This is a genomic window from Rhodanobacter sp. FW106-HT46G03, from assembly GCF_058789895.1.
This window is the reverse complement of the sequence record NZ_JBYTCC010000001.1, coordinates 978,129-998,867: the sequence shown is the minus strand read 5'-3', so window position 1 is coordinate 998,867 and position 20,739 is coordinate 978,129. Positions and strand designations below refer to the sequence as shown.

The following is a 20,739-nucleotide window of genomic DNA, read 5'->3' as shown; positions in this document are numbered from 1 at the left end:
GTTACATGGCACGGGCGCCGCGATGGGCGTCCGCGTCGTTCAAGGTGTGGATGAAGCCGGCAATCTCGCGGGTGAACGCGTCGTTCGCGTCGCCGGCAAGCATGTGCGTGGCACCGGGCACCTCGACGTGCCGGGCGTGCGGTACCAGCTTCAGGAATTCGGCTACGGTGGCATGGGAGACCACGTCGCTGCGCGCGCCCGAGAGCAGCAGCACCGGCACGTCGATTCGCTGCGCGGCGGCGAGCAGACGCGGTTGATAACGCTCGCCGTCGTTGATGAAATCCCCGCCCAGCAGGGCCGGATCCCAATGCCAGCGCAGGCGGCCATCCGCGCCTGCGCGCAACAACGGCTTCAATTGGGCTTCGCTCTTGCGCCCGGCGCGCTGCGGCAGGTAGGCCGCAATGCGCTCGGCCGCCTCGGCATAACTGCCGAAGCCATCCGGGCACGCCTGCATGAAGGCGAGGATGCGTTCCACGCCGCGGGTCTCCCAGCGCGGCGTGATGTCCACCAGTACCAATGCACGAAACGGCACCGGCCGCGTTTCGCCGGCCACCACCAGGCCGAGCAAGCCACCCATCGACGCGCCGACCAGCACCGGCGGTTGCGGCTGGGTTCGCGCCAGGCCAAACAGGTCGTCGGCGAACTGCTGCATGCGGTAGGCGCCCCCCGGCAACCGATCGCTTTCGCCGTGACCGCGTGCGTCGAAGCTGACACAGCGGCATCCCTGTGCTGCCAGCGCGGCCACCGTACCCCCCCACGCGCCGCGGGTCTGGCCGAAGCCGTGCGCAAACAGAAGGCCGGGGTGACCCGCTGCGGCATGGGTTTCCACCGCAAGACGGAGGCCATCGGCGGTGCGGAACCCAGACGAAGCAGTGGCGGTGAACGAATCCATACGGGTGAGTATGGGGCGCGGATTCCACCACCGTCAACCTTGCCCGGCGTGCCCGCGCAGCGGATTACAAAGCGCAAAGCAGCCGTTACCATGTGCCGATGGATTCCAACCACAAGCCCGAACGCACCCGCCTTACCGCGGAAAACTGGGAGCTCGCCGCGCTGCAGATGATCGCCGACCATGGCGTGGGCGCGCTGGCCGTCGAAGCGCTGGCACGCGAGCTCGGCGTCACCAAGGGCAGCTTCTACTGGCATTTCCGTTCGCGCGAAGCGCTGCTGCAGGCAGCCCTGGATCGCTGGGAGGAATACGGCGAACGCGAGGTGCTGGGCCAGATCGAAAAGATTGCCGATCCCCGCCAGCGCCTGCCGGAACTGTTCCGTCGCGTTGCCCACGAGCTGCAGCCTCATCGCGTCTACGCCGCGCTGCTCAAGGCGCTGGATCACCCGTTGGTGGTGCCGGTGATGGCCCGCGTGTCGAAGCGGCGCACCGAGTTTCTCGAAACCGCCTACCGCGAGGCGGGGCTCGTGCCGCGCGAGGCGTTGAATCGCGCGCGACTCACCTACGCCGCCTACGTTGGCTTTCTGCAACTCAACTTCACGCTCGGCTTGCCGCGTCTGAATCACGACGAGTTCGACAGCTACATCGAGCACATGATCGCCACGCTCATCCCAGCCTGAGCGCGCGTCGAGTGCTCGCGACAAACGGCGCTGCGGCGCCGTTTTTGTTGCGTGTTGCGTTCGCCCTTGCCTATGCCAGTAAGTGCAAATTACGGTCGCGCCTACCTTTTGCCGAAAGACCAGTGAGGACACGATGGCCAGCACCCTGCCCGCGCTCGAGCGTTGGGTCAATGATGTCGCCGCACGCACCCACCCCGCCCACGTCCATTGGTGCGACGGTTCACAAGCCGAATACGACGCGCTGGTGGCGCATATGCTCGCCGACGGCACGCTGATCGAACTGAACCAGCAAACCCACCCGCGCTGCTACCTGCACCGCTCCGATCCGCGCGACGTGGCGCGCGTGGAACGCCTCACCGTGATCTGCCACGAGCACGAGGAAGACGCCGGCCCGAACAACCACTGGATGGCCCCGGCCGCAGCGCACGCGAAGATGGACGCACTGTTTGCGGGCTGCATGCGGGGCCGTACGCTGTACGTGATCCCGTATTGCATGGGGCCGATCGACTCCACGCTCGCGCGCTGTGGCGTGGAAATCACCGACAGCCCGTACGTGGTTGCCAACATGCGCATCATGACCCGCATGGGCGCGGCCGCCCAGGCGCGCATCGAGCGCGAGGGCGAGTTCGTGCGCGGCCTGCATTCGATCGGCGAGCTCGATCCGGAACGGCGCTGGATCATGCATTTCCCGGCCGAGCGGCTGATCCAGTCGTTCGGCTCCGGCTACGGCGGCAACGCGCTGCTGGGCAAGAAATGCCACGCGCTGCGCATCGCTTCCAACCAGGGCCGCGATGAAGGCTGGCTGGCCGAACACATGCTGATCGTCGGCATCCAGAACCCGCAGGGAAAAACCCATTACATCGCCGCCGCGTTTCCTTCCGCCTGCGGCAAGACCAACCTCGCGATGCTGATTCCACCCGAGGGTTATCGCGCCGCCGGCTGGAAGGTATGGACGGTTGGCGACGACATCTGCTGGATGCGCCCCGGCGCAGACGGACGGCTCTATGCGATCAATCCGGAAGCCGGGTTCTTTGGCGTCGCACCCGGCACCAGCGCCGCCACCAACCCCAACGCACTGGCCACCATCGCGCACGACACGATCTACACCAACGTTGCCGTCACCGCCGACAACCAGCCATGGTGGGAAGGCCTGCCGGGCACGCCGGTCACCGACTGGCAGGGCCGCCCGTACGACCCGGCCAACGGCCCGGCCGCCCATCCCAACTCGCGCTTCACCGCCAGCGCGCGCCAGTGCCCCACGTGGTCGGATCAGGCCGAGGCGCCGCAAGGCGTGCCGATCAGCGCGATCGTGTTCGGCGGTCGTCGGCCAAACCTGCTGCCGCTGGTGATGGAAGCGCGCGACTGGACCCACGGCGTGCTGCTGGGCGCAGCGATGGGCTCGGAAACCACCGCTGCCGCGGCCGGTGCCGTCGGCGTGCTGCGGCGTGATCCGATGGCCATGAAGCCGTTCTGCGGCTACCACTACGGCGACTACTTCGCGCACTGGCTCGCCTTCGACCGGCCGGGCGCGAAACTGCCGCGCGTGTTCCACGTCAACTGGTTCCGCAAGGGCGTCGATGGCCGTTTCCTGTGGCCCGGCTTTGGCGAAAACCTGCGCGTGCTTGAATGGATGCTGGCGCGCGTCGAAGGCAGCGCAAGCGGCATGGACACGCCGATCGGCACGTTGCCGCGCCCGAACGAGTTGAATCTTGCGGGCCTGAAACTCGCACCCGGTGCACTCGACGAACTGCTCGCCGTGGATCGTCCGGGATGGCAAGCCGAGCTTGCGGCCATCGGCGAATATCTCGCCGGCTTTGCGCCGCGATTGCCGCCCAAGCTGCATGCGGAGCAGCAACGCGTGGTGGCCGCGCTCGCCACCCCGGCCCCGCGCGCAGCCACTGCCGTCGCGTAAACGGCCTGGGTTTGCATCGCCACGCCAATGGCGATGCAAACCTTCCGGCGCAAAGGCGCATCCAAGCTGGCAAGATGCCTGCACCTTGTGCCCTCGCCACTCTGCGGATGCCCGCCACGCCCATCGCACCTGATCCGGATGCCGACGATGTGCGTGCCGCCAGCACGGGCGATCGCCTCGCCTTCCAACGCCTGTATCGGCGGCACGTGGATCGCGTGCATGGCGCGATGTGCCGGCTCGCCGGTTATGACCGTGCCCGCGCGGAAGACCTCACCCAGGATGCGTTCGTGCGGGCGTGGCAGAAACTGCCGCAGTTTCGCCACGAGGCCGCATTCGGCACCTGGCTGTACCGGCTGGCGATCAACCTCGCGCTGATGGCGTTGCGCGCGCAACGTGCCGACCCGGTCACCTTCGACGCCGCCGATGCCCTGCCCGACCCCGCCGACACCCCGTTCTGCGCGGCCGAACGCGCAGAGCTGCAAGCCGCCATCGGCCGTCTGCCGCCACGCGCCCGCGCGGTGCTGGTGCTGCACGACATCGAGGGCTGGCACCACGCAGAAATCGGTGCCGCGCTGGCGATTGCCGCCGGCACCTCGAAAGCCCAGTTGCATCGCGCGCGCACCCTGTTGCGCGCCGCCCTCGGAGGCTCGACATGAGCGAACTTGAATGGCCTCGCGCCCTGCGCGACCTCAAACAACCCAGCACGCCGGCGCGCGATTTGTGGCCGGATATTGCCGCTGCGCTGGATGCCACGCCGTCGGCAACCGCCAAGCACAAACGCCGGCCGTGGATGCTCGCCGCGGTGGTCGCTGCCGCATTCCTGCTTGCCGGCGGCATTGGCGCAAGCCTGCATGGACGCGCCGGACAAGACCTGGGTGACGCTGCGACCGCGCGGGTCACCCCTGCCGATCCACGCTTGCGCGGCGCCGTCATCGAGCTGGATGCCACCCGCGAGGTGCTGCAGGGTGCGCTGCAGCAAAATCCCGATTCCCCCCTGTTGCGGCGTTTGCTGGCGCGCACCGAACGCCAGCAGGTCGCATTGCAACACCTCGCCCACGAGGCTGGCTGACGCTCATGAAAACCTTCCTTGCCTGCATGCCGCTGCTGCTTTGCCTGTCCGTCGGACAGGCCCTTGCCGGCACGCCGATCCGTCTCAGTCACCCGGCAACGCCCAGCGCGCGCATCCGCATCGCCAACGTGGCCGGAACGGTGCACGTGACCGCGTGGGACCGGGCGCTGGTCGAAGTCAGCGGCGAACTCGGCGCCGGCGCCAAGCCGCTGGCGATCACCGGCACCAGCGCCAACCTCGCCATCGAGGTCGAATCGCAAGCCGGTGGCGGCTGGTTCAACTGGGGCAGCAACCGCCACATGGAGCCAACCAACCTCGATCTGCACGTGCCGCGCGGCGCCAGCCTCGACGTGCAGGTGGTCAGCGCACCGCTCAGCATCGACGGCACCGACGGCGGCACCGTCAAGGTCAACACCGTCAGCGGGCGCGCACGCATCAGCGCCCGTACGCCGCAACTCACGGTCGACAGCGTGAGCGGCACGATCGAGCTGGCGGGGTACGCCGCGCAGGCCAATCTGCAAACCGTGAGCGGCGACATCCTGGCGCCGGTGATCGGCGATGCCGGAAAACTGCAAACGGTGTCCGGCCGCATTCAGGCCAGTGGCGGACCTTGGCGCAAGCTGTCGCTCAGCACGGTTTCCGGCGACGTGCAGCTTGCCGGCAGCTTGGTCAAGGAGGGGCAACTCACCATCGACAGCATGAGCGGCAATGTGCAACTGCAATTGCCGGCGGCGACCTCGGCCCGCTTGCATGCAAGCACCTTCAGCGGCGATCTGCGCAGCGATTTCGGCAGCGCCATCGAACCCGGTCGCGGCAGCGGCCACACGCTCAACACCCGCCTTGGTGGCGGCGACGGCAGCATCAAGGTGGAAACTTTCAGCGGCGATTTGCACCTGCGCAAGCCGAACCCGGATTGATCCCGGCGACCAGCACCCCATGCGCCGTCAGCGAGAAACCCCTGCGGCTGCATTGCCGGCAAACCCGGAACCCCGGTGCAACCGGTGCGAGTAGTCACGGCACTGCGGGTAGGTGTGGCCGCCTGGTGCGCCAATCAGTCGCCGGATCAACTGCGTGCAGAAACCGAAACGCCGTCGCAAGGCGACGGCGTTCGTGATTTGTGCCGCACACGAGGCGGCTCAGAGATCCTGGTGGTATTGCACGTAAGGCGTGCGCGACTGATCCGGTTCCGGGCCCATTGGCGTACTGGTTGGCGTGCCGGAAGACCACATGTTTTGCGCGCCGACGCTGAGCGAGCCCTGCCACGGCAAACGCCAGGTCACGCCTAGGTCGATGCTGTTCCAGCGCCGATCCGGGCTGTAGCCATTGCCAGGGATGCCGGCCAGCGGCGCCATCGTGCGCCCGATCAAGGTGCCACTGACGGCGCCGTGATCCACGCCAAAGCTGATTGCCTTTTGATCCAGTGTGCTGATGCCGAGCAGGTTGCCGGGCAACAGGTGGATGCGGCCTACGCTTGCGCCGAGGTCGACGCCGCTCTTGGCGCCAAACGCCAAGCGGCCGCGCGCATTGAGTTGCGAGCTGCTGTCGAAGCCGGACAAGCCGTCGATGCTGGGCGTGGCACCCGGCAATACGCGCGGCAAACTCGCCGCATTGGCAGTGCTGTTGGTACCCACGCTGACGCCCAGGCTGTAGCGCCCGTCGTTGTAGGTGGCACCGACTTCGCTGCCCACCACCCGCAGCGGGCTGTTGACCCACGACTGCTGGTTGACGTTGGCGTGCGCCTGCCAATTCTTGCTGAAGCCGTACTCAATGCCGGTGTTCATCACACTGGCGGCGTCGACCGCATGAAACGACAATGGCGTGCCGCGCAGCGCCTGTGCACCGCTGCGGCTGTCCGCCTTGACTGCGAGCAGGCGGCCGTCGGCGCCGCGCCACAGCGGCACCACGACGCCCGGCTGTACCTCGGCCATTTGGGCCGGCGGTTGCTGCAGAAGCCTGGCCGCAAGCTTGCCGTTGGTGTCGTCCACTGTCTGCCCGGCCGCCACGAGGGGCAGCAGACAAAGCAGCAGGGGAAGCAGCAAGCGGCGCATGGCGGATTCGGGTCTGCGACAATCAACGCGTCAGATGAACGGAAGCCGTATTTTACATTTGCCTAACATCGTTGCAAGCCGTCGGTACAGTAATTCGCGCGAATATGTGAACTGCCTCCCGAATAGACCGTGCTCCGCACGTCGAGGTTCCGCTGGCGGCGGGAACGCGCGACAGCTATAAGAGGGATCACATTGCCGTACCGACCGCCGGGCCCGCATTGCCTGCATGAATTCCGTGACCCCGCCCCGCCCCGCCCCCTGCCTGCCGACCGCGGCGGCGTCAGCGCAGATGCCGCTCGCGATCGAGCAGCTGATGACGACTGCGGACGCCTCGGGTGTACGCGAAATCTGCGAGCGCATTCTCGAACAACTGGCGATCGACGGCACCCTGCATTGGCGTGCGCGCAACGCCGCGCCACCCGGGTCCGGATGGTGCTACGAACTTGCCGAGGATGTTCAACACCAGCGCGTGCTGGTGCTGGGTGCCGCCGAGCCCGCTGCCGAAAGCGTGCATGGCACGCTGGCCTGGATCGGTCGGCTGGCCGCCATACGGCTGCATCAACTGGCCGAATCCAGCCGCCTGTACGAGGCGATTTCGCGCCTCGCGCTGGCCGAACGCCTGCAGCGTGCGTTGTATGCGATCGCCGAACAGGCCAGCGCCGAGCAGGACATGCCGGCCCTGATGCAATCGCTGCACACCATCGTCGGCAGCCTGATGTATGCGGAGAACTTCTTCATCGCGCTGTACGACCACGCGACCGACACGGTCCGCTTCCCTTATTTCGTCGATACGCTGGACGCCGCCCCGCCGCCACCTGACCACGCGGTGCCGCTGGCCACCATCGAGCACGGCATCACGTGGAACCTCGTGCGCTTCGGCAAGCCGCTGTACGGCGCGCCGGAAGAACTGGCCACCCAACTGGCCGGCCACTTCGCCATGCACGGCCCGCGTTGCGAGCATTGCCTCGGTGTGCCGCTGCGCCGCGACGTGCAGACCGTCGGCTGCATCGTGGTGCAAAGTTACCGCACGAATGTGCGCTACACGCGGCACGACCTGGAGCTGCTCAGCTACGTGGCGCAGCACGTGCAGACCGCAATCGAACGCCACGGCGCGCACGTCGAACTGGAACATCGCGTGACCGACCGCACCACCGCCCTGCGCGAAGCGAACCGCGTGCTGCGGCAGCAGGTATTGCAGCGGCAACACGGTGAACGTCTGCAAGCTGCGCTGTTCCGCATTGCCGAGCTGGCCAGCAGCAGCGACGAAGGCGCCAATGCCGACGCGTTCTACCCCGCATTGCACCGGGTGATCGGCGGCCTGCTCTACGCGCGCAACTTCTACATCGCGCTGATCGACGAAAGCGAGCAGGTCGTCAGTTTTCCCTACTCGGTGGACGAAGTGGAACCCTCGCGTTCGATGCGCAGCCACGGCCACGGGCTCACCGAATACGTGCAGCGCACGGCCAAACCGCTGCTTATCAATCAAGATGAGATCGGACGTCTGCTCGACGGCAACAACATCGACCGCATTGGCCCGGCATCCGTGTGCTGGCTCGGCGTGCCACTGACCTGGGGCGGCAAGGTGCGCGGCGTACTGGCGGTGCAGAGTTACACCCCCGAGCACGCCTACACCGAGCGCGATCAGGAGCTGCTCACCTTTGTCAGCTACCACGTGGCCAACGCGCTGCAGCGCAAGCAGGCCGACGCCGCACTCAAGCTGGCCTACGCCAGCCTCGAACGCCGCGTGGTGGAGCGCACCCGCGCGCTCGGGCTGGCCAACCGCGATTTGCGCGAGCAGATCGCCGAGCGCGAGCGCATCGAGCGCCGGCTGAAATACGAGAACCTGCACGACTCGCTGACCGGGCTGCCAAACCGCACGCTGTTGTTGCAACGGCTGGAGACCGCGCTGCAGCGTCTGCGCAAGGTGCCGGAAGCCCTGTTTGCCATCATGTTCGTCGACCTCGACCGCTTCAAGGTCATCAACGATTCGGTCGGCCACCTGGTCGGCGACGACCTGCTGTTCCAGGTGGGCGGCCGCATCCGCTCCTGCCTCAAATCACGCGACGTGGTGGCCCGCCTGGGCGGCGACGAGTTCGCGGTGCTGCTGGAAGGCGTGAACAACGCAGCGGATGCCCAGCAGGTGGCCGCGCGCGTACTGTCCGAGCTGCAACGTCCGTTCCGGCTCGGTGGGCGCGAAATCTTCACCTCCGGCTCGATCGGCATAGCCATGGCCGACGAACACTACCGCCAGCCGGAAGAACTGCTGCGCGACGCCGATTCGGCCATGTACCACGCAAAAGACGGCGGGCGTCACCGCATCGCGCTGTTCGACGACCGCCTGCGCCGCGAGGCGCTGTCACTGTTGCGCATGGAGAGCGATCTGCGCCACGGGCTGGCACGCCGCGAATTCGTGCCGTACTACCAGCCGGTGGTGTCGCTGGCCGATGGCAGCATCACCGGTTACGAAGCGCTGCTGCGCTGGAACCATCCGGAGCGTGGCTTGCTGCTGCCGCAGGATTTCCTGCTGATCGCCGAGGAAACCGGCTGTGCCGAAGCGATCGACTGGCAGCTCTTCGAGCTGGTGTGCGCCGATGCACCGCGCATCCTCGGCGACCGCGGCACGATCAGCATCAACGTTTCCGGCCAGCACTTCCGCTACCCGGATTTCGATGCCCGCCTGCTGGCGCTGTTCGCCACCCATCAGGTGGCCCCCGAGCGCATCCGGGTCGAAGTGATCGAACGCACGCTGCTGGAAAACCCCGACCAGGTCAAACAGCTGCTGCAAAACCTGCGCCGGCAAGGCGTGGGCATTGCGCTGGACGACTTCGGCACCGGCTACTCGTCGTTGAGCTACGTGCACCAGTACCCGTTCGACGTACTCAAGATCGACCGCTCATTCGTGATCGAGATGGGCGGCGAATCCGGCGACCAGGGCACGGCGGTGGTGCGTGCCATCCAGGCCCTGGCCGACTCGCTCGGCATGCAGGTCATCGCCGAGGGCATCGAGACGCCGGAGCAGCGGCAACTGCTGCACGATATCGGCTGCGGCTACGGGCAAGGCTTCCTGTTTTCGCAGGCGCAGCCGGCGACGCACTGGCTCGCCGGTGCCGCCGCGACCGGTCAGTGACTGCTGCCGGGCAATGCCGTCCCCGGTACGTCGCGCAGCAGATATTCAACGTCGACCCGATCGAACTCGTAACGTTCGGCGCAGAACTCGCAGGTGACCTCGATCCGGCCGTTCTGCTCGGCCAGCGTGGCTTCCAGCTCGGCGCGCCCGAGCGAGCGCAGCATGGCGGCGACGCGTTCGCGTGAGCAGCTGCAGCCGAACGCCAGCGGACGTGGTTCGAACAGGCGCACCGACTCTTCGTGGTAAAGCCGGTAGAGCAGCTCATGCGGCGCACTGTGCAGCAACTCCTCCGTGCCCAGCGTCGCGGTGAGCTGCTGCACGCGCGGCCACGCATCGGCGTCATCCACCGCATCGTGGCCGCCGGTGCCGGGCAAGCGCTGCAGCATCAGCCCCACGGCATGTGCGTCATCGGCAGCCAGCAGCAGGCGCGCGGGCAGTTGTTCGGATTGTTCGAAATAGCCTTGCAGCACGCCGGCCAGGTCATCGGCCCCCAGCTCGACCAGGCCCTGGTAACGCTGCCCGCGTTCGAGGTTGCCAATGGTGATCGCCATCACCGCGTCCGGCAGGGTCGACAGCGCGAACGTCGCTGGCACCGGCGGTTGCCAGCGTGCGATGCCGCGCAGGCGCCCTTGATCGGAGCACTCGGCAAACAGCAGGCGCAGGGGGCCGTCGCTCTTGAGCTGCACCGACAACTCGCCTTCGAGCTTGATGTGCGCGGTCATCAGCGCGCTGGCGGCGAGCGCCTGCCCGAGCAGGCCACGTACGGACGACGGGTAGTCGACGCGACCGGCCATCTCGCGCCAGGCCGGCCCCAGGCGCACGAAGGCGCCGCGCACACCGGCGCGTTCCAGCAAAAAGCGGTGCAACACATCATCGGTGGGCAGGTTTTCCACGGCCAGACCTCGTCGGCAATCCCTGCGAGATGGGGGCGCAGCCGCGTCGCGCAATGGGCCACTTATACTGCGGCCGGTCTTCGCCAGTGCCTCGCCATGTCCCGCCCGTTGTTGTCGCCCCGCCGCCTGCTGCGCTGGTGCGCGTTTGCCGCGCTCGCATGGCTGGTGCTGACCGAGTTGGTGGTCCTCGTGCTGCGCTTTGTGCCGCCGCCGACCTCGGCGGTGATGGTGGAGCGCCGCGTCGGCGCGCTGGTGCGCGGCGAGCACGGTTTTCAGCTGCATCAGCATTGGGTGCCGTGGCGCGCGGTGTCACCGTGGGTGCCGCTGGCGATGGTGGCGGGGGAGGATCAGAAATTCCCCTACCACCACGGTTTCGATTTCGATTCCATCCACGCCGCGGTCGACGCCGCCGATGACGGCCACCGCCTGCGCGGCGCCAGCACCATCAGCCAGCAGACCGCGAAGAACCTGTTCCTGTGGAACGGCCGCAGCTTCCTGCGCAAGGGGCTGGAGGCCTATTTCACCGTGCTGCTCGAACTCAACTGGCCCAAACAGCGCATCCTTGAGGTCTATCTGAATATCGCCGAGTTGGGCGATGGGGTGTATGGCGTCGGGGCAGCCAGTGAGCGCTATTTCCATACCTCGCCCGCAAACCTGAATGCGGCGCAGGCCGCGCGGCTGGCCGCCGTGTTGCCCAGCCCGCGCCGTCTGCATGCGGAGCGCCCCAGCGCGTACGTATTGCGCCGCGCCGACTGGATCGAACGCCAGATGCGTCAGCTCGGCGGGCCGGGTTACATCGAAGGCCACGCGCCGCGCGTGATGCCGGGTTCACGGCAAGGCGACACCCGCCGAAAAGTGGCGCGCTAGACTCGCAGTGCCCTCAACCGCGGGCGCAACCGGAGGCTCAGGCATGCGTCAAGTCAGGCAGTTGCTCGAAGGCAAGAACCACAACGTCTACACCATCACGCCCGAGGCGCCGGTGCTGGACGCCATCAAGATGATGGCCGAGCACCGCATCGGCGCCCTGCTGGTGATGGGCGGCGACACTCTCGCCGGCGTGGTCTCCGAACGCGATTACGCGCGCAAGGTGATCCTGCGCGGTCGCTCTTCCGCACAAACCGCGGTGGCCGACATCATGCGCGCGGATCCCCCCACGGTCAGCCCGGACACCGACGTGTTCGACTGCATGCGCCTGTGCACCGACAGCCGCGTGCGCCACCTGCCGGTGCTCGAGCACGGCAAGGTGGTAGGCATCATTTCCACCGGGGATCTGGTGAAGGCCGTGATCGACGCGCAGGCACAGCAGATTGCGCATCTGGAGCGGTATATCACGGGGTGACGGGCCGGGATTCGGGGTTGGAGATTCGGGATTCGGAAGAGCGGTGATACGGCGAGCCGTGGCGCAACGCCGAACTCCGCACATCAGGCTGATGGCGGGTCTTCCGGGGCAAGATCGGGGGACCAGCCGGCATGGGTGGAGACCCAGGTGGCGGCGAGGGCGACGCCGGTGCCGGCGACGGCCAGGCCGGCAACGCCGATGCCGACGGCGCGCAAGCCGCTCACCGCACTGGTGACAACAAGGTCGCCGAAGCGCCACACCGCGGTCTCGACAAAGTTCTTGCCCTTGTAGCGCGTTTCGCGCGGCACCCGCGTGTACAACGCATCGACCGCGGGCTTGGTCATGCCATAGGCAAAGCCGCGCGTGGTCACCATCATCACCGCCAGCATCGGCACCACCATGCCGAACAGCACTAGCTGGCCGTGGCCGACGATGGCCACCGCAATCAGCAGCGCCACGTTCACCACCGCCGGCAACACCAGCCCCCACCCCGGCCCAAAGCGCACCAGGAGCCAACGCGTCATGCTCAACTGCAACAGCACGCCAAGCGTGTTGGTGGCCAGGTCGAGATCGTTGTAGAACTCGGTGCGCGCCACCGTGTCGGCCAGATGCGCCTTGGCATAATCGGCCACCAGCGCATAAGCCAGCGTGCCGATGCCGTCGCCGAGCAGCATCATGAACGCCATCAGGCGCAGGAACGGCCGCGACCACAACTCGCGGATGCCGGCCCACAGCGAACCGCCGATCGCGGCACCGGCATCCCAGCCGGCGTTGCGCGACTCATGGTGTGCGGTCAGCCGCAACAACAGCGCCAGCGCGGCGGTCAGCGCCAGTGCGGATGCCACCAGCAGCGGCGCCACCCCCACCCAGTACACCAGCGCGCGGGTCAGGAGCGGGCCGAAAATCGCACCGGCCATGCCGCCCAGCGCAATCAGCGAAAACACCTGGCGCGCGCGGGCGCTGCTGAAGATGTCGGCCATCACGCTCCAGAACAGCGACACCACGAACAGGTTGAACACGCTGACCCAGGCAAAGAACACCACGCCCAGCTCGCGCGCGCCGATCCGATCCTGCCACACGAAGGCCGGCACAAAGGCCAGCAGGCAGGCGATGAAAAAGCTGTAGCTCCACAGCAGCAGCCGGCGCCGCGCAAAGCGCGCCACCAGCATGCCGAACAGCGGCGCCAAAAGCAGCATCAGCGCAAACACCACGCCGTAAAACAGCGGCAGCGACTGCGAACCTACTGCGCCACTGAGCTGGTCACGTACCGGGCGGATGATGTAGTACGCCGTCATCACGAAGAAGAACGCCAGCGCGGAAAGCGCAGGCGCGGCGCCTTCGCCGGCCACAGCAGCAGTCGAACTCACGAACCCGTCCAGCGCGGGCGCTTGCCCGGTAGCGCGAGGCTAGGGGCGCGGGTGGCCGCAACGCAAGCGACGGCGGCCGCGCGGTCTTTGGCCGCTGCACCACCATGGGTCGGCAGGCCGGTGCCGACGCGGCCTCAAGACGGCGTTGCCGCACCCCGGCGGTGCCCACATGCGGGCACGGGCGCCGGCTTTTATACTCGGCCATGATCGCCAAGGAACCGATGCCGTGAGCAGTTCCAGCCTGCCGCAACTCGATGCCCAACTCGCGGTGCCGGTTGCCGCGCGCCACGAGTTGCTGTTTCTCAATGTGTTTCGGCTGGTGCAGGCGCTGGTGTACATCGCGCTGGTGGTCACCCTGCTGCAAGGCACCGGACAACCGATCACCACGCACACGTTCGCGCTGGTCGCCCCCCTGCCTTACCTCTTGTTTGCGATTGCGGCGCTGGCGCTGACCCGGCGTTGCGTGCCATACGCGCGAACCACGGTGTCGGTGTGGCTGGTGGTCGATATTGCGGCCGCGGTGCTTGCGGTGGCCGCCATCGACTACGCGCGCATCGGCATCGCCATGATGCTGGCGGTGAACCTTGGCGTCGGCGCGCTGGTGCTGTCGCTGCGGCTGTCGAGTTTTTTCGCGGCACTGGCAACGCTCGGCCTGCTCGGGCACGCAACACTGGCCGAGCCGGGCAACGGCATCGCCGAGCGCGGGCTGATGGAAGCGGCGATGTTCGGCGTGGCGTATTTCGCCATCACCACGCTGTGCCATGTGCTTGGCCGCCAGTTGCGCGCCAGCGAGGCGCTGGCCGAGCAGCGCAGCACCGACCTGGCCAATCTCGCGCAGGTGAACGAACTCATCATCCGGCGCATGAAGACCGGCGTGCTGCTGGTCGACGACGCCAACCGCATCCACCAGATCAACGAATCGGCGTGGATGCTGATGGGCAACCCGAGCGCCGGGCAGCGCGACCTCGGTCGCCTCGCGCCGGAACTGTCGCGCCGGCTGTACCACTGGATGACGTCCGGCAAGCTCGACGAAACCGCCACCCAGCTGGCCGACGGCGTGCCCGAGGTGATTCCGCGGTTTACCCGGCTGGCGCCGAACGACGATTCGCTGGTGCTGATCTTTCTCGACGACACCTCGCTGCTGTCGCGCCGCGCCGAGGAGCTGACCCTGAGCTCGCTCGGCCGGCTGTCGGCGTCGATCGCGCACGAAATCCGCAACCCGCTCGCCGCCATCCGCTACTCGGCACAGCTGCTGGCCGAATCGGAAAGCATGGACGCCAGCGACCAGCGCATGGTCGAGATCATCAACAACCATTGCATCCGCCTGAACGAGATCATCGAGAACATCCTGCAGCTCTCGCGCCGCGAGCGCTCGCGTCCGGAAACGCTCGACCTCGGCAAGTGGGCGCAGGATTTCGTCGAGGAGTACCGCCAGGGCAACGACCTTGGCGCCGATTCGCTGCGCGCGATCGCCGGCAGCACCGGCACGGTCGCCGCGATGGCCGACCCGCAGCAGTTGCAACAAGTGGTGTGGAACCTGGTGCAGAACGCGCTGCGTTACGGGCGCATGCCGGGCGAATCGGCGCGGGTGATGGTGGTGGCGCGCCCGGGCGACCACGGCGTGCCGATCCTCGAAGTGATCGACCGCGGCCCCGGCATCCCGACCAAGGTCGCCGCGCAGATCTTCGAGCCGTTCTACACCACCCACGAATACGGCACCGGGCTCGGCCTGTATTTGGCCCGGCAAATGGCCGAAGCCAACCAGGCCTCGCTCGAATACGTGCGCGTGGCCGGCGGCGGCAGCTGTTTCCGGCTGGTGCTGACGCCGGCCCAAATGGGCCTGTCGACGGCGGATGCCGCCGTGGGCTGACGTGCCCTGCCGGACGCCTTGGCGACCGGCGCTTTTGCCCCGCCCCGGAACCACGGGTATCCTGAGCCGCAACGCTGCCATCAGGCATTTAATCCATGAGCCAACAGACCGTCCTGGTCATCGACGATGAGCGCGACATTCGTGAGCTGCTCACGATCACGCTCGGCCGCATGGATCTGCAGGTCGATGCCGTCGGCACGGTAGCCGAAGCGCAGCGTGCACTCGGCAGCAAAACCTACGACCTGTGCTTCACCGACATGCGCCTGCCCGACGGCAACGGTCAGGAGATCATCGAGCACATTGCAACCAACCATCCGGAAACGCCGGTGGCAATGATTACCGCCTACGGCAACGTCGACGCCGCGGTCACCGCACTCAAGGCCGGTGCCTTTGATTTTGTCTCCAAGCCGGTCGACATCCAGATGCTGCGCCAGCTGGTGCGCACCGCCCTGCGCCTGGTCGAGGAGAAACGCAGCGGCAAGGCAGCCGCGAAAGCCGGCAGTGCCGATGAACGCCTGATCGGCGATTCGCCGGCGATGCAGCAGGTGCGGGCCACGATCGCCAAGCTCGCGCGCAACCAGGCTCCGGTGTACATCGCCGGCGAATCCGGCGTAGGCAAGGAACTGGTCGCGCGCCTGATCCACGAACAAGGCCCGCGCGCGGCCGGCCCGTTCGTGCCGGTCAACTGCGGCGCGATCCCCTCCGAGTTGATGGAGAGCGAGTTTTTCGGCCACCACAAAGGCAGTTTCACCGGTGCCGTCGGCGACAAGGAAGGCCTGTTTCAGACCGCCAACGGCGGCACCCTGTTTCTGGACGAGGTGGCCGAGCTGCCGCTGCACATGCAGGTGAAACTCCTGCGCGCCATCCAGGAAAAAGCCGTGCGCCCGATCGGCGCGCGCGAGGAGATTCCGGTTGACGTGCGCATCCTTTCAGCCACCCACAAGGATCTCGCCGCGCTGGTCGAGCACGGCCAGTTTCGCCAGGATCTGTTCTACCGCATCAACGTGATCGAGCTGCACGTGCCGCCGCTGCGCGACCGCCGTGGCGACGTGTCGCTCCTGGCGGATTTCATCCTGAAAAGCCTTGCCCGCAAGAACGCCGGCGGCGGCCACCAATTGCTGCCCAGCGCCCGCGACGCGCTGGAAGCCTACGATTTCCCCGGCAACGTGCGTGAGCTGGAAAACATCCTTGAGCGCGCCACCGCCATGTGCGACGGCGAGCGCATCACCGCCGACGACCTGATGCTGCCGCAACGGCAAATGCGCATGGACACCCCTCCGGCTGCGCCCACGCCGGTTGCGGCCAGCGCCACTGCACCGGCGCCGCTGCCGACGACCGCCGCCGGTGGCCTTGACGACTACATCAACAACCTGGAACGCACCGCCATCGTCAAGGCACTCGAAGAGTCGCGCTACAACAAGACCGCGGCCGCCAAGAAACTCGGCATCACCTTCCGCGCGCTGCGCTACAAGCTGAAAAAGCTCGGCATCGACTGAGTCGGACGGCCCGCCCGCACTGCTGTCGGGATGAATCCCGACTGGCTTTTCGCGCGGCGCTGCCGGGCCACAGCCCGCCCGACGGAAGCCCGGTGCATCGGCTCTTCCGAATCCCTAATCCCGAATCCCCAATCCCGGCCTTTCACGCCGGCGCGCCCGCATCGGACAATGCCTGGCGCAAGGTACGCAGCAGCTTGCGCGTGGTGACCGGCTTGTCCAGCACCAGCAGGTGCGGCAATGGCGGGAGCTCATCCATGTTGGGCGGCACCTCGGCCTGCGCCAGCATCACCACGGCGCCGGCGTAACCCTGCTCCACCAGCGCACTGAGCGTGCGTACCCCGGTGAAGAGGTTCATGTCCGCGTCCATCAGCACCAGATCGGGCAGGCCGTGCGCGTGCACCCACTGCAACGCCGCAGTGCCGCTCTGGCTGGCATGCGGGTGATAACCCCAGGCATCCAGCGTGTTGGTCAGGAGCGACAACTGGCTGGCCGCCTCGGCCACTACCAGCACCTCTTCGGCCGCGCCTTCGAGCGTGTCGCCGTCCTCCGGCACGCCCGATTCGACCGCAACCGGCTGCAGCGGCAGGTACAGATCGAAGCGCGTGCCCTTGCCGGGCGTGCTGTCCACCCGCACCACGCCGCCATGCGCCGCCACGATGCGGCGGCAGGAAACCAGGCCCAGCCCGGTGCCCTGCGGCTTGGTGGTGAAAAACGGCTCGAACAGGCGGCCGAGCACCTCGCGGCTCATGCCGGCACCGGTATCGATCACCGACAGACACAGGTAGCAACCCGGATGCGGCGACTCGTGCGTGGCGAAGAACCCGGCGTCGAGCTGGCGGCGGCTGGTTTCCAACCGCAGCGTGCCGCCCTTGGGCATCGCCTGGATCGCGTTCAGGCACAGGTTCAGCAGGCACTGCTGCAACTCGGTGTGGCTGCCCTCGAATTGCAGGTCCGGCGCATGCACCTGCATCTCCATGCGGACGGTGCGCGGCACGCTGCCTTGCAGGAGCAGCGAGAGTGCATCCATCAACGCGCCGAGGCGCACGGTCTGCTCGCTTTGTCGCGCCCCGCGGGCGAAGGACAACATCGAGCGCACCATTTCCAGCCCGCGCTTGCCGCAGTCGTGCACCAGCGCGCCGAGGCGCGCCACCTGCGGGTCATCCTGGTAATTGCGCAGGCTGTCGCCCGCCAGCAGCAGCGGCTGCAACAGATTGCGCAGGTCGTGGCTGAGCCCGCCGGCGAGCATGGCCAGGCTCTCAAACCGCTGGGAACGCATCAGCTCGGCTTCGGCGCGCTTGCCGGCACGGCGCTCGGCGGCCTCGGCCAGGGCGCGGCGCACCGCGCTGGCGAGTCGCGCCGGGTTCTGCTTGAGAATGTAATCGGTGGCGCCGGTGTGCAGCGCTTCGATCGCGGCCTCCTCGCCGATCATCCCCGATACGTAGATGAACGGCAGATCGGCATCGCGCTGGCGCAGCAAGGCCAGCGCGCACTGCCCGGAAAATCCCGGCAGGCTCACGTCGGAGAGCACCACGTCGGGCAAAAACTCGTTCAGCGCCAGCACGTAGGCGTCTTCGTTGTCGACCACGCGCGCCTCGTAGCGCAAGTCGTCATCGTCCAGCTCGGTCAATGCCAGTTCGGCATCGTTGCGGTTGTCCTCCACCACCAGCACGCGGACGATCGGTTGATCGGATGAGCCGTGCATGCCTTGTTCCCCGTTGCGGTTCACGGTTGTTCCGGTGCCTGGTTCAGCACCGCCCAGAATTGGCCGAGCGTGCGCACGGCGGTAAAGAACTGGTCGACATCGACCGGCTTGATCACGTACGCGTTGACGCCAAGATCCCAGCTGCGCGCCAGGTCGCGCTCCTCGCGCGACGAGGAGAGGATCACTACCGGCACCCGCCGCAGGTGTTCGTCTGCCCGCATGCGTTTGAGCACTTCGAGGCCGTCCATGCGCGGCATCTTGATGTCCAGCAGCACCACCGCCGGGTCGCCCGCCGGCCGCAGCGCAAACGCGCCGCGGCGGTGCAACCAGTCCATCGCATCCACGCCATCCTCCACGTGCACGATGGGGTTGGCGAGGTTGGCTTCGTGCAGCGCGTCCAGGGCCATCTCGGCGTCGGCCAGGCTGTCTTCGACGAGAAGAATGGTGCGGAGGGGCGGATGACTCATGCGATCTTCCGTTGGTTGATGCCGCCCAAGTCGCGGGCCGGCAGGGAGAAATGAAAGTGCGCGCCGCGATCCGGCTCGGCCTCGGCCCAAACGCGGCCGCCGTGGCGCGCAATGATGCGCCGCACGCTGGCCAGTCCGATGCCGGTGCCGGGGAAATCCGAGGCGCGGTGCAAGCGCTGGAACACGCCAAACAACTTGCTGGCGTACTGCATGTCGAAGCCGGCGCCGTTGTCGCTCACGGTGAAGATGTAATCCTCGTTGCGGTCGCGCTCGACCTCGACGCGAATGTCGGCCAGCTCGCATTTGCCGGTGTATTTCACCGCGTTGCCGATCAGGTTTTGCCATACCGTGCGCAGCATGTTCTCGTCGCCGACCACGATCGGCAATGGTGAAATCGACCAGCTGACGCGGCGCCCACCGAGGTCGCCTTCGCTCAGCGCGCGCGCCTCTTCCACCAGCGATTGCATATCCACCGGCTGCAGACGCATCGCGCCGCGGCCCAGCCGCGAAAACACCAGCAGGTCCTCGATCAACTGCGCCATGTGTTGTGCCGAGCTGGCGATGACCTCGAGGTAATGCGCGCTGGTCGCATCCACCTGGGCGCCGAGATGCTCGCCGAGCTTGCGCGAAAACCCGGCAATGTGGCGCAGCGGCGCACGCAAGTCGTGCGACACCGAATAGCTGAACGCCTCCAGCTCGCGGTTGACGTCGGAGATCTGCGCCACCTTGCCTTCGAGCTGGTGGTTGAGCTCGTTGACCTTGTCCTCCGCCAGCGAACGCGCGGTGATGTCGCTCACCGTGACCAGCAGCACCTGGCCGTCATGCTCCTGCTGCTGGATGCGCCGCGCGTTGATCAGCACGTGGCGATCCACGCCATCGGAAGTGCGCTGCACCTGCTCGTAATCCCACAGCTCGCGGTCGCGCAACAGCACGTCGCTCAGGCGCTGCAGCAGGGCACCATCGCTCCACGCGCCGTGGCCCATTTCCGGCAGCGGCGGCAGCGCGCCGCGCTGGTGCACGTCGAGGCCATACATTTCGGCAAACGCGGTGTTGACCAAGAGCGTGCGGAAGTGCTCGCCGAACAACGCGATCGGCTCGCGCACCGCCTGCACGATCATTTGCGAGCGCAGCACCGCGCGGCCCTCGCGGGTTTCCGCCAGCCGCCGCTTGCCGATCTGCTGCTCGGAAGCCACCACCATCACGACCAGCAGCAGCAACTGCGCCAGTGCGATGAAGCCCAGCACCAACTGGCTGCGGCGCACACGCTGCGCCAGGTCACGGGTATGTGCGATCTGCAGACCATCCTCGGTTTTTGCAATGTCGCCAATCAGCGACTGCAGGTGAAACAGGTCGCCGCCATCGCGCAGGGATTGCCGGGCAGCGGCGGTTTCGCCGCGCTGCAGGCGCGTCAATGCCTGACGCACCAATGCCACGCGTCCGTTGACCACGCTTTCGAGCGCCCCCACCCCGGTTTGCTGGGTGGCGTCCGTCGTTGCCAGTTGGCGCAAGCGCGCCAACATCGCCGGCATCTCGCGGCTGGCCGCCATCGCCCGACTTTCCACCTCGGCGCCACCGTCACCGAGCAACAACTGGTACGTGGCCGCTTCGCTGTCGCGCACCACATAACCAATGCGGTAGGTCAGCGCCTTCACTTCGCTTGCATGGTTGAGCCATGCATTGGCTTGCTGGGTTTCGCTCGCCATCACCTGTGCCGCCAGATACGGCAACGCAACGATGACGACCATCGCCAGCAACAAACCGGCAACGCGCCAGCGCAACAGGCCCCTGACTTTCATTGGACAGGCGACATGGCAGCTCTCACAAGGCCGTACTCGTTCCCTGCGGGTACCCCGGCATTCTCGCATGTTTGCCGGCAAGGA

General features: G+C 67.0%; 17 protein-coding genes. 10 read left to right on the top strand and 7 right to left on the bottom strand.

The annotated features are described in order from the left end of the window. Position 1 precedes the first annotated feature (1 nt). Positions 2–892 (bottom strand): alpha/beta fold hydrolase, encoded by an 891-nt coding sequence (locus AC3WP6_RS04175; protein WP_492626535.1) that lies wholly within the window; start codon positions 890–892, stop codon positions 2–4. 98 nt (positions 893–990) lie between these two features. Between AC3WP6_RS04175 and AC3WP6_RS04170 the strand changes: the two genes are divergently transcribed. The 5 genes from AC3WP6_RS04170 (at position 991) to AC3WP6_RS04150 (ending at position 5,467) form a co-directional block, all read left to right on the top strand. Beyond that, positions 991–1,569, top strand: a complete 579-nt coding sequence (locus AC3WP6_RS04170) for a TetR/AcrR family transcriptional regulator (RefSeq protein WP_492626534.1) — start codon at positions 991–993, stop codon at positions 1,567–1,569. An 82-nt stretch (positions 1,570–1,651) separates the two neighbouring features. Next, complete coding sequence (locus tag AC3WP6_RS04165; protein WP_492626533.1) at positions 1,652–3,481, top strand: phosphoenolpyruvate carboxykinase (GTP); 1,830 nt, start codon at positions 1,652–1,654, stop codon at positions 3,479–3,481. Positions 3,482–3,588: 107 nt separating this feature from the next. Beyond that, positions 3,589–4,137 carry an RNA polymerase sigma factor gene (locus AC3WP6_RS04160; protein WP_492626532.1) on the top strand — a complete coding sequence of 183 codons (549 nt, stop codon included), beginning with the start codon at positions 3,589–3,591 and terminating at the stop codon, positions 4,135–4,137. After that, positions 4,134–4,550: a hypothetical protein gene (locus AC3WP6_RS04155; protein ID WP_492626531.1), complete on the top strand. Its 417-nt coding sequence runs from the start codon at positions 4,134–4,136 to the stop codon at positions 4,548–4,550. Before AC3WP6_RS04160 ends, AC3WP6_RS04155 begins: the two co-directional genes overlap by 4 nt. A gap of 5 nt (positions 4,551–4,555) precedes the next feature. Then, positions 4,556–5,467: a DUF4097 family beta strand repeat-containing protein gene (locus AC3WP6_RS04150; RefSeq protein ID WP_492626530.1), complete on the top strand. Its 912-nt coding sequence runs from the start codon at positions 4,556–4,558 to the stop codon at positions 5,465–5,467. A gap of 219 nt (positions 5,468–5,686) precedes the next feature. Here the strand turns inward: AC3WP6_RS04150 and AC3WP6_RS04145 are convergent, their stop codons facing one another. Beyond that, positions 5,687–6,598, bottom strand: coding sequence for a hypothetical protein (locus AC3WP6_RS04145; protein ID WP_492626529.1), 912 nt, complete (start codon positions 6,596–6,598; stop codon positions 5,687–5,689). 226 nt (positions 6,599–6,824) lie between these two features. On the opposite strand from AC3WP6_RS04145, the gene AC3WP6_RS04140 reads away from it, so the two are divergent. Then, positions 6,825–9,725, top strand: a complete 2,901-nt coding sequence (locus AC3WP6_RS04140; protein ID WP_492626528.1) for a bifunctional diguanylate cyclase/phosphodiesterase — start codon at positions 6,825–6,827, stop codon at positions 9,723–9,725. On the opposite strand, the gene hslO is transcribed toward AC3WP6_RS04140, so the two are convergent. Beyond that, positions 9,719–10,618: an Hsp33 family molecular chaperone HslO gene (gene hslO / locus AC3WP6_RS04135; RefSeq protein WP_492626527.1), complete on the bottom strand. Its 900-nt coding sequence runs from the start codon at positions 10,616–10,618 to the stop codon at positions 9,719–9,721. The genes AC3WP6_RS04140 and hslO overlap by 7 nt on opposite strands. 96 nt (positions 10,619–10,714) lie before the next feature. Here hslO and mtgA point away from each other — a divergent pair, with 96 nt between their 5' ends. Together mtgA and AC3WP6_RS04125 are read left to right on the top strand one after the other, a co-directional pair. Beyond that, positions 10,715–11,485 (top strand): monofunctional biosynthetic peptidoglycan transglycosylase, encoded by a 771-nt coding sequence (gene mtgA, locus AC3WP6_RS04130; protein ID WP_492626526.1) that lies wholly within the window; start codon positions 10,715–10,717, stop codon positions 11,483–11,485. A 43-nt stretch (positions 11,486–11,528) separates the two neighbouring features. Then, positions 11,529–11,957, top strand: coding sequence for a CBS domain-containing protein (locus AC3WP6_RS04125; protein ID WP_492626525.1), 429 nt, complete (start codon positions 11,529–11,531; stop codon positions 11,955–11,957). A gap of 83 nt (positions 11,958–12,040) precedes the next feature. On the opposite strand, the gene AC3WP6_RS04120 is transcribed toward AC3WP6_RS04125, so the two are convergent. Next, positions 12,041–13,324 (bottom strand): NTP/NDP exchange transporter, encoded by a 1,284-nt coding sequence (locus AC3WP6_RS04120; RefSeq protein WP_492626524.1) that lies wholly within the window; start codon positions 13,322–13,324, stop codon positions 12,041–12,043. A 226-nt stretch (positions 13,325–13,550) separates the two neighbouring features. On the opposite strand from AC3WP6_RS04120, the gene AC3WP6_RS04115 reads away from it, so the two are divergent. Both AC3WP6_RS04115 and AC3WP6_RS04110 read left to right on the top strand, forming a co-directional pair. Further along, positions 13,551–15,194, top strand: coding sequence for a sensor histidine kinase (locus tag AC3WP6_RS04115; RefSeq protein ID WP_492626523.1), 1,644 nt, complete (start codon positions 13,551–13,553; stop codon positions 15,192–15,194). A gap of 95 nt (positions 15,195–15,289) precedes the next feature. Next, positions 15,290–16,690 carry a sigma-54-dependent transcriptional regulator gene (locus tag AC3WP6_RS04110; RefSeq protein ID WP_492626522.1) on the top strand — a complete coding sequence of 467 codons (1,401 nt, stop codon included), beginning with the start codon at positions 15,290–15,292 and terminating at the stop codon, positions 16,688–16,690. A gap of 142 nt (positions 16,691–16,832) precedes the next feature. Here the strand turns inward: AC3WP6_RS04110 and AC3WP6_RS04105 are convergent, their stop codons facing one another. The 3 genes from AC3WP6_RS04105 to AC3WP6_RS04095 are packed head-to-tail and all read right to left on the bottom strand — an operon-like array spanning position 16,833 to position 20,655. Beyond that, complete coding sequence (locus AC3WP6_RS04105) at positions 16,833–18,392, bottom strand: response regulator (protein ID WP_492626521.1); 1,560 nt, start codon at positions 18,390–18,392, stop codon at positions 16,833–16,835. Between the two features lie 20 nt (positions 18,393–18,412). Then, positions 18,413–18,859, bottom strand: coding sequence for a response regulator (locus AC3WP6_RS04100; RefSeq protein ID WP_492626520.1), 447 nt, complete (start codon positions 18,857–18,859; stop codon positions 18,413–18,415). After that, entirely contained in the window at positions 18,856–20,655 is a 1,800-nt protein-coding gene (locus AC3WP6_RS04095; RefSeq protein ID WP_492626519.1) for a sensor histidine kinase, read from the bottom strand. The genes AC3WP6_RS04100 and AC3WP6_RS04095 overlap by 4 nt, the downstream gene beginning before the upstream one ends. Positions 20,656–20,739: the final 84 nt, after the last annotated feature.

Bases quoted from the DNA above. Each gene is read 5' to 3' on its own strand.
- AC3WP6_RS04175 (WP_492626535.1), bottom strand. From the start codon at position 892: ATGGATTCGTTCACCGCCACTGCTTCGTCTGGGTTCCGCACCGCCGAT.
- AC3WP6_RS04170 (WP_492626534.1), top strand. From the start codon at position 991: ATGGATTCCAACCACAAGCCCGAACGCACCCGCCTTACCGCGGAAAAC.
- AC3WP6_RS04160 (WP_492626532.1), top strand. From the start codon at position 3,589: ATGCCCGCCACGCCCATCGCACCTGATCCGGATGCCGACGATGTGCGT.
- AC3WP6_RS04155 (WP_492626531.1), top strand. From the start codon at position 4,134: ATGAGCGAACTTGAATGGCCTCGCGCCCTGCGCGACCTCAAACAACCC.
- AC3WP6_RS04150 (WP_492626530.1), top strand. From the start codon at position 4,556: ATGAAAACCTTCCTTGCCTGCATGCCGCTGCTGCTTTGCCTGTCCGTC.
- AC3WP6_RS04145 (WP_492626529.1), bottom strand. From the start codon at position 6,598: ATGCGCCGCTTGCTGCTTCCCCTGCTGCTTTGTCTGCTGCCCCTCGTG.
- AC3WP6_RS04140 (WP_492626528.1), top strand. From the start codon at position 6,825: ATGAATTCCGTGACCCCGCCCCGCCCCGCCCCCTGCCTGCCGACCGCG.
- mtgA (WP_492626526.1), top strand. From the start codon at position 10,715: ATGTCCCGCCCGTTGTTGTCGCCCCGCCGCCTGCTGCGCTGGTGCGCG.
- AC3WP6_RS04125 (WP_492626525.1), top strand. From the start codon at position 11,529: ATGCGTCAAGTCAGGCAGTTGCTCGAAGGCAAGAACCACAACGTCTAC.
- AC3WP6_RS04110 (WP_492626522.1), top strand. From the start codon at position 15,290: ATGAGCCAACAGACCGTCCTGGTCATCGACGATGAGCGCGACATTCGT.
- AC3WP6_RS04105 (WP_492626521.1), bottom strand. From the start codon at position 18,392: ATGCACGGCTCATCCGATCAACCGATCGTCCGCGTGCTGGTGGTGGAG.
- AC3WP6_RS04100 (WP_492626520.1), bottom strand. From the start codon at position 18,859: ATGAGTCATCCGCCCCTCCGCACCATTCTTCTCGTCGAAGACAGCCTG.
- AC3WP6_RS04095 (WP_492626519.1), bottom strand. From the start codon at position 20,655: ATGAAAGTCAGGGGCCTGTTGCGCTGGCGCGTTGCCGGTTTGTTGCTG.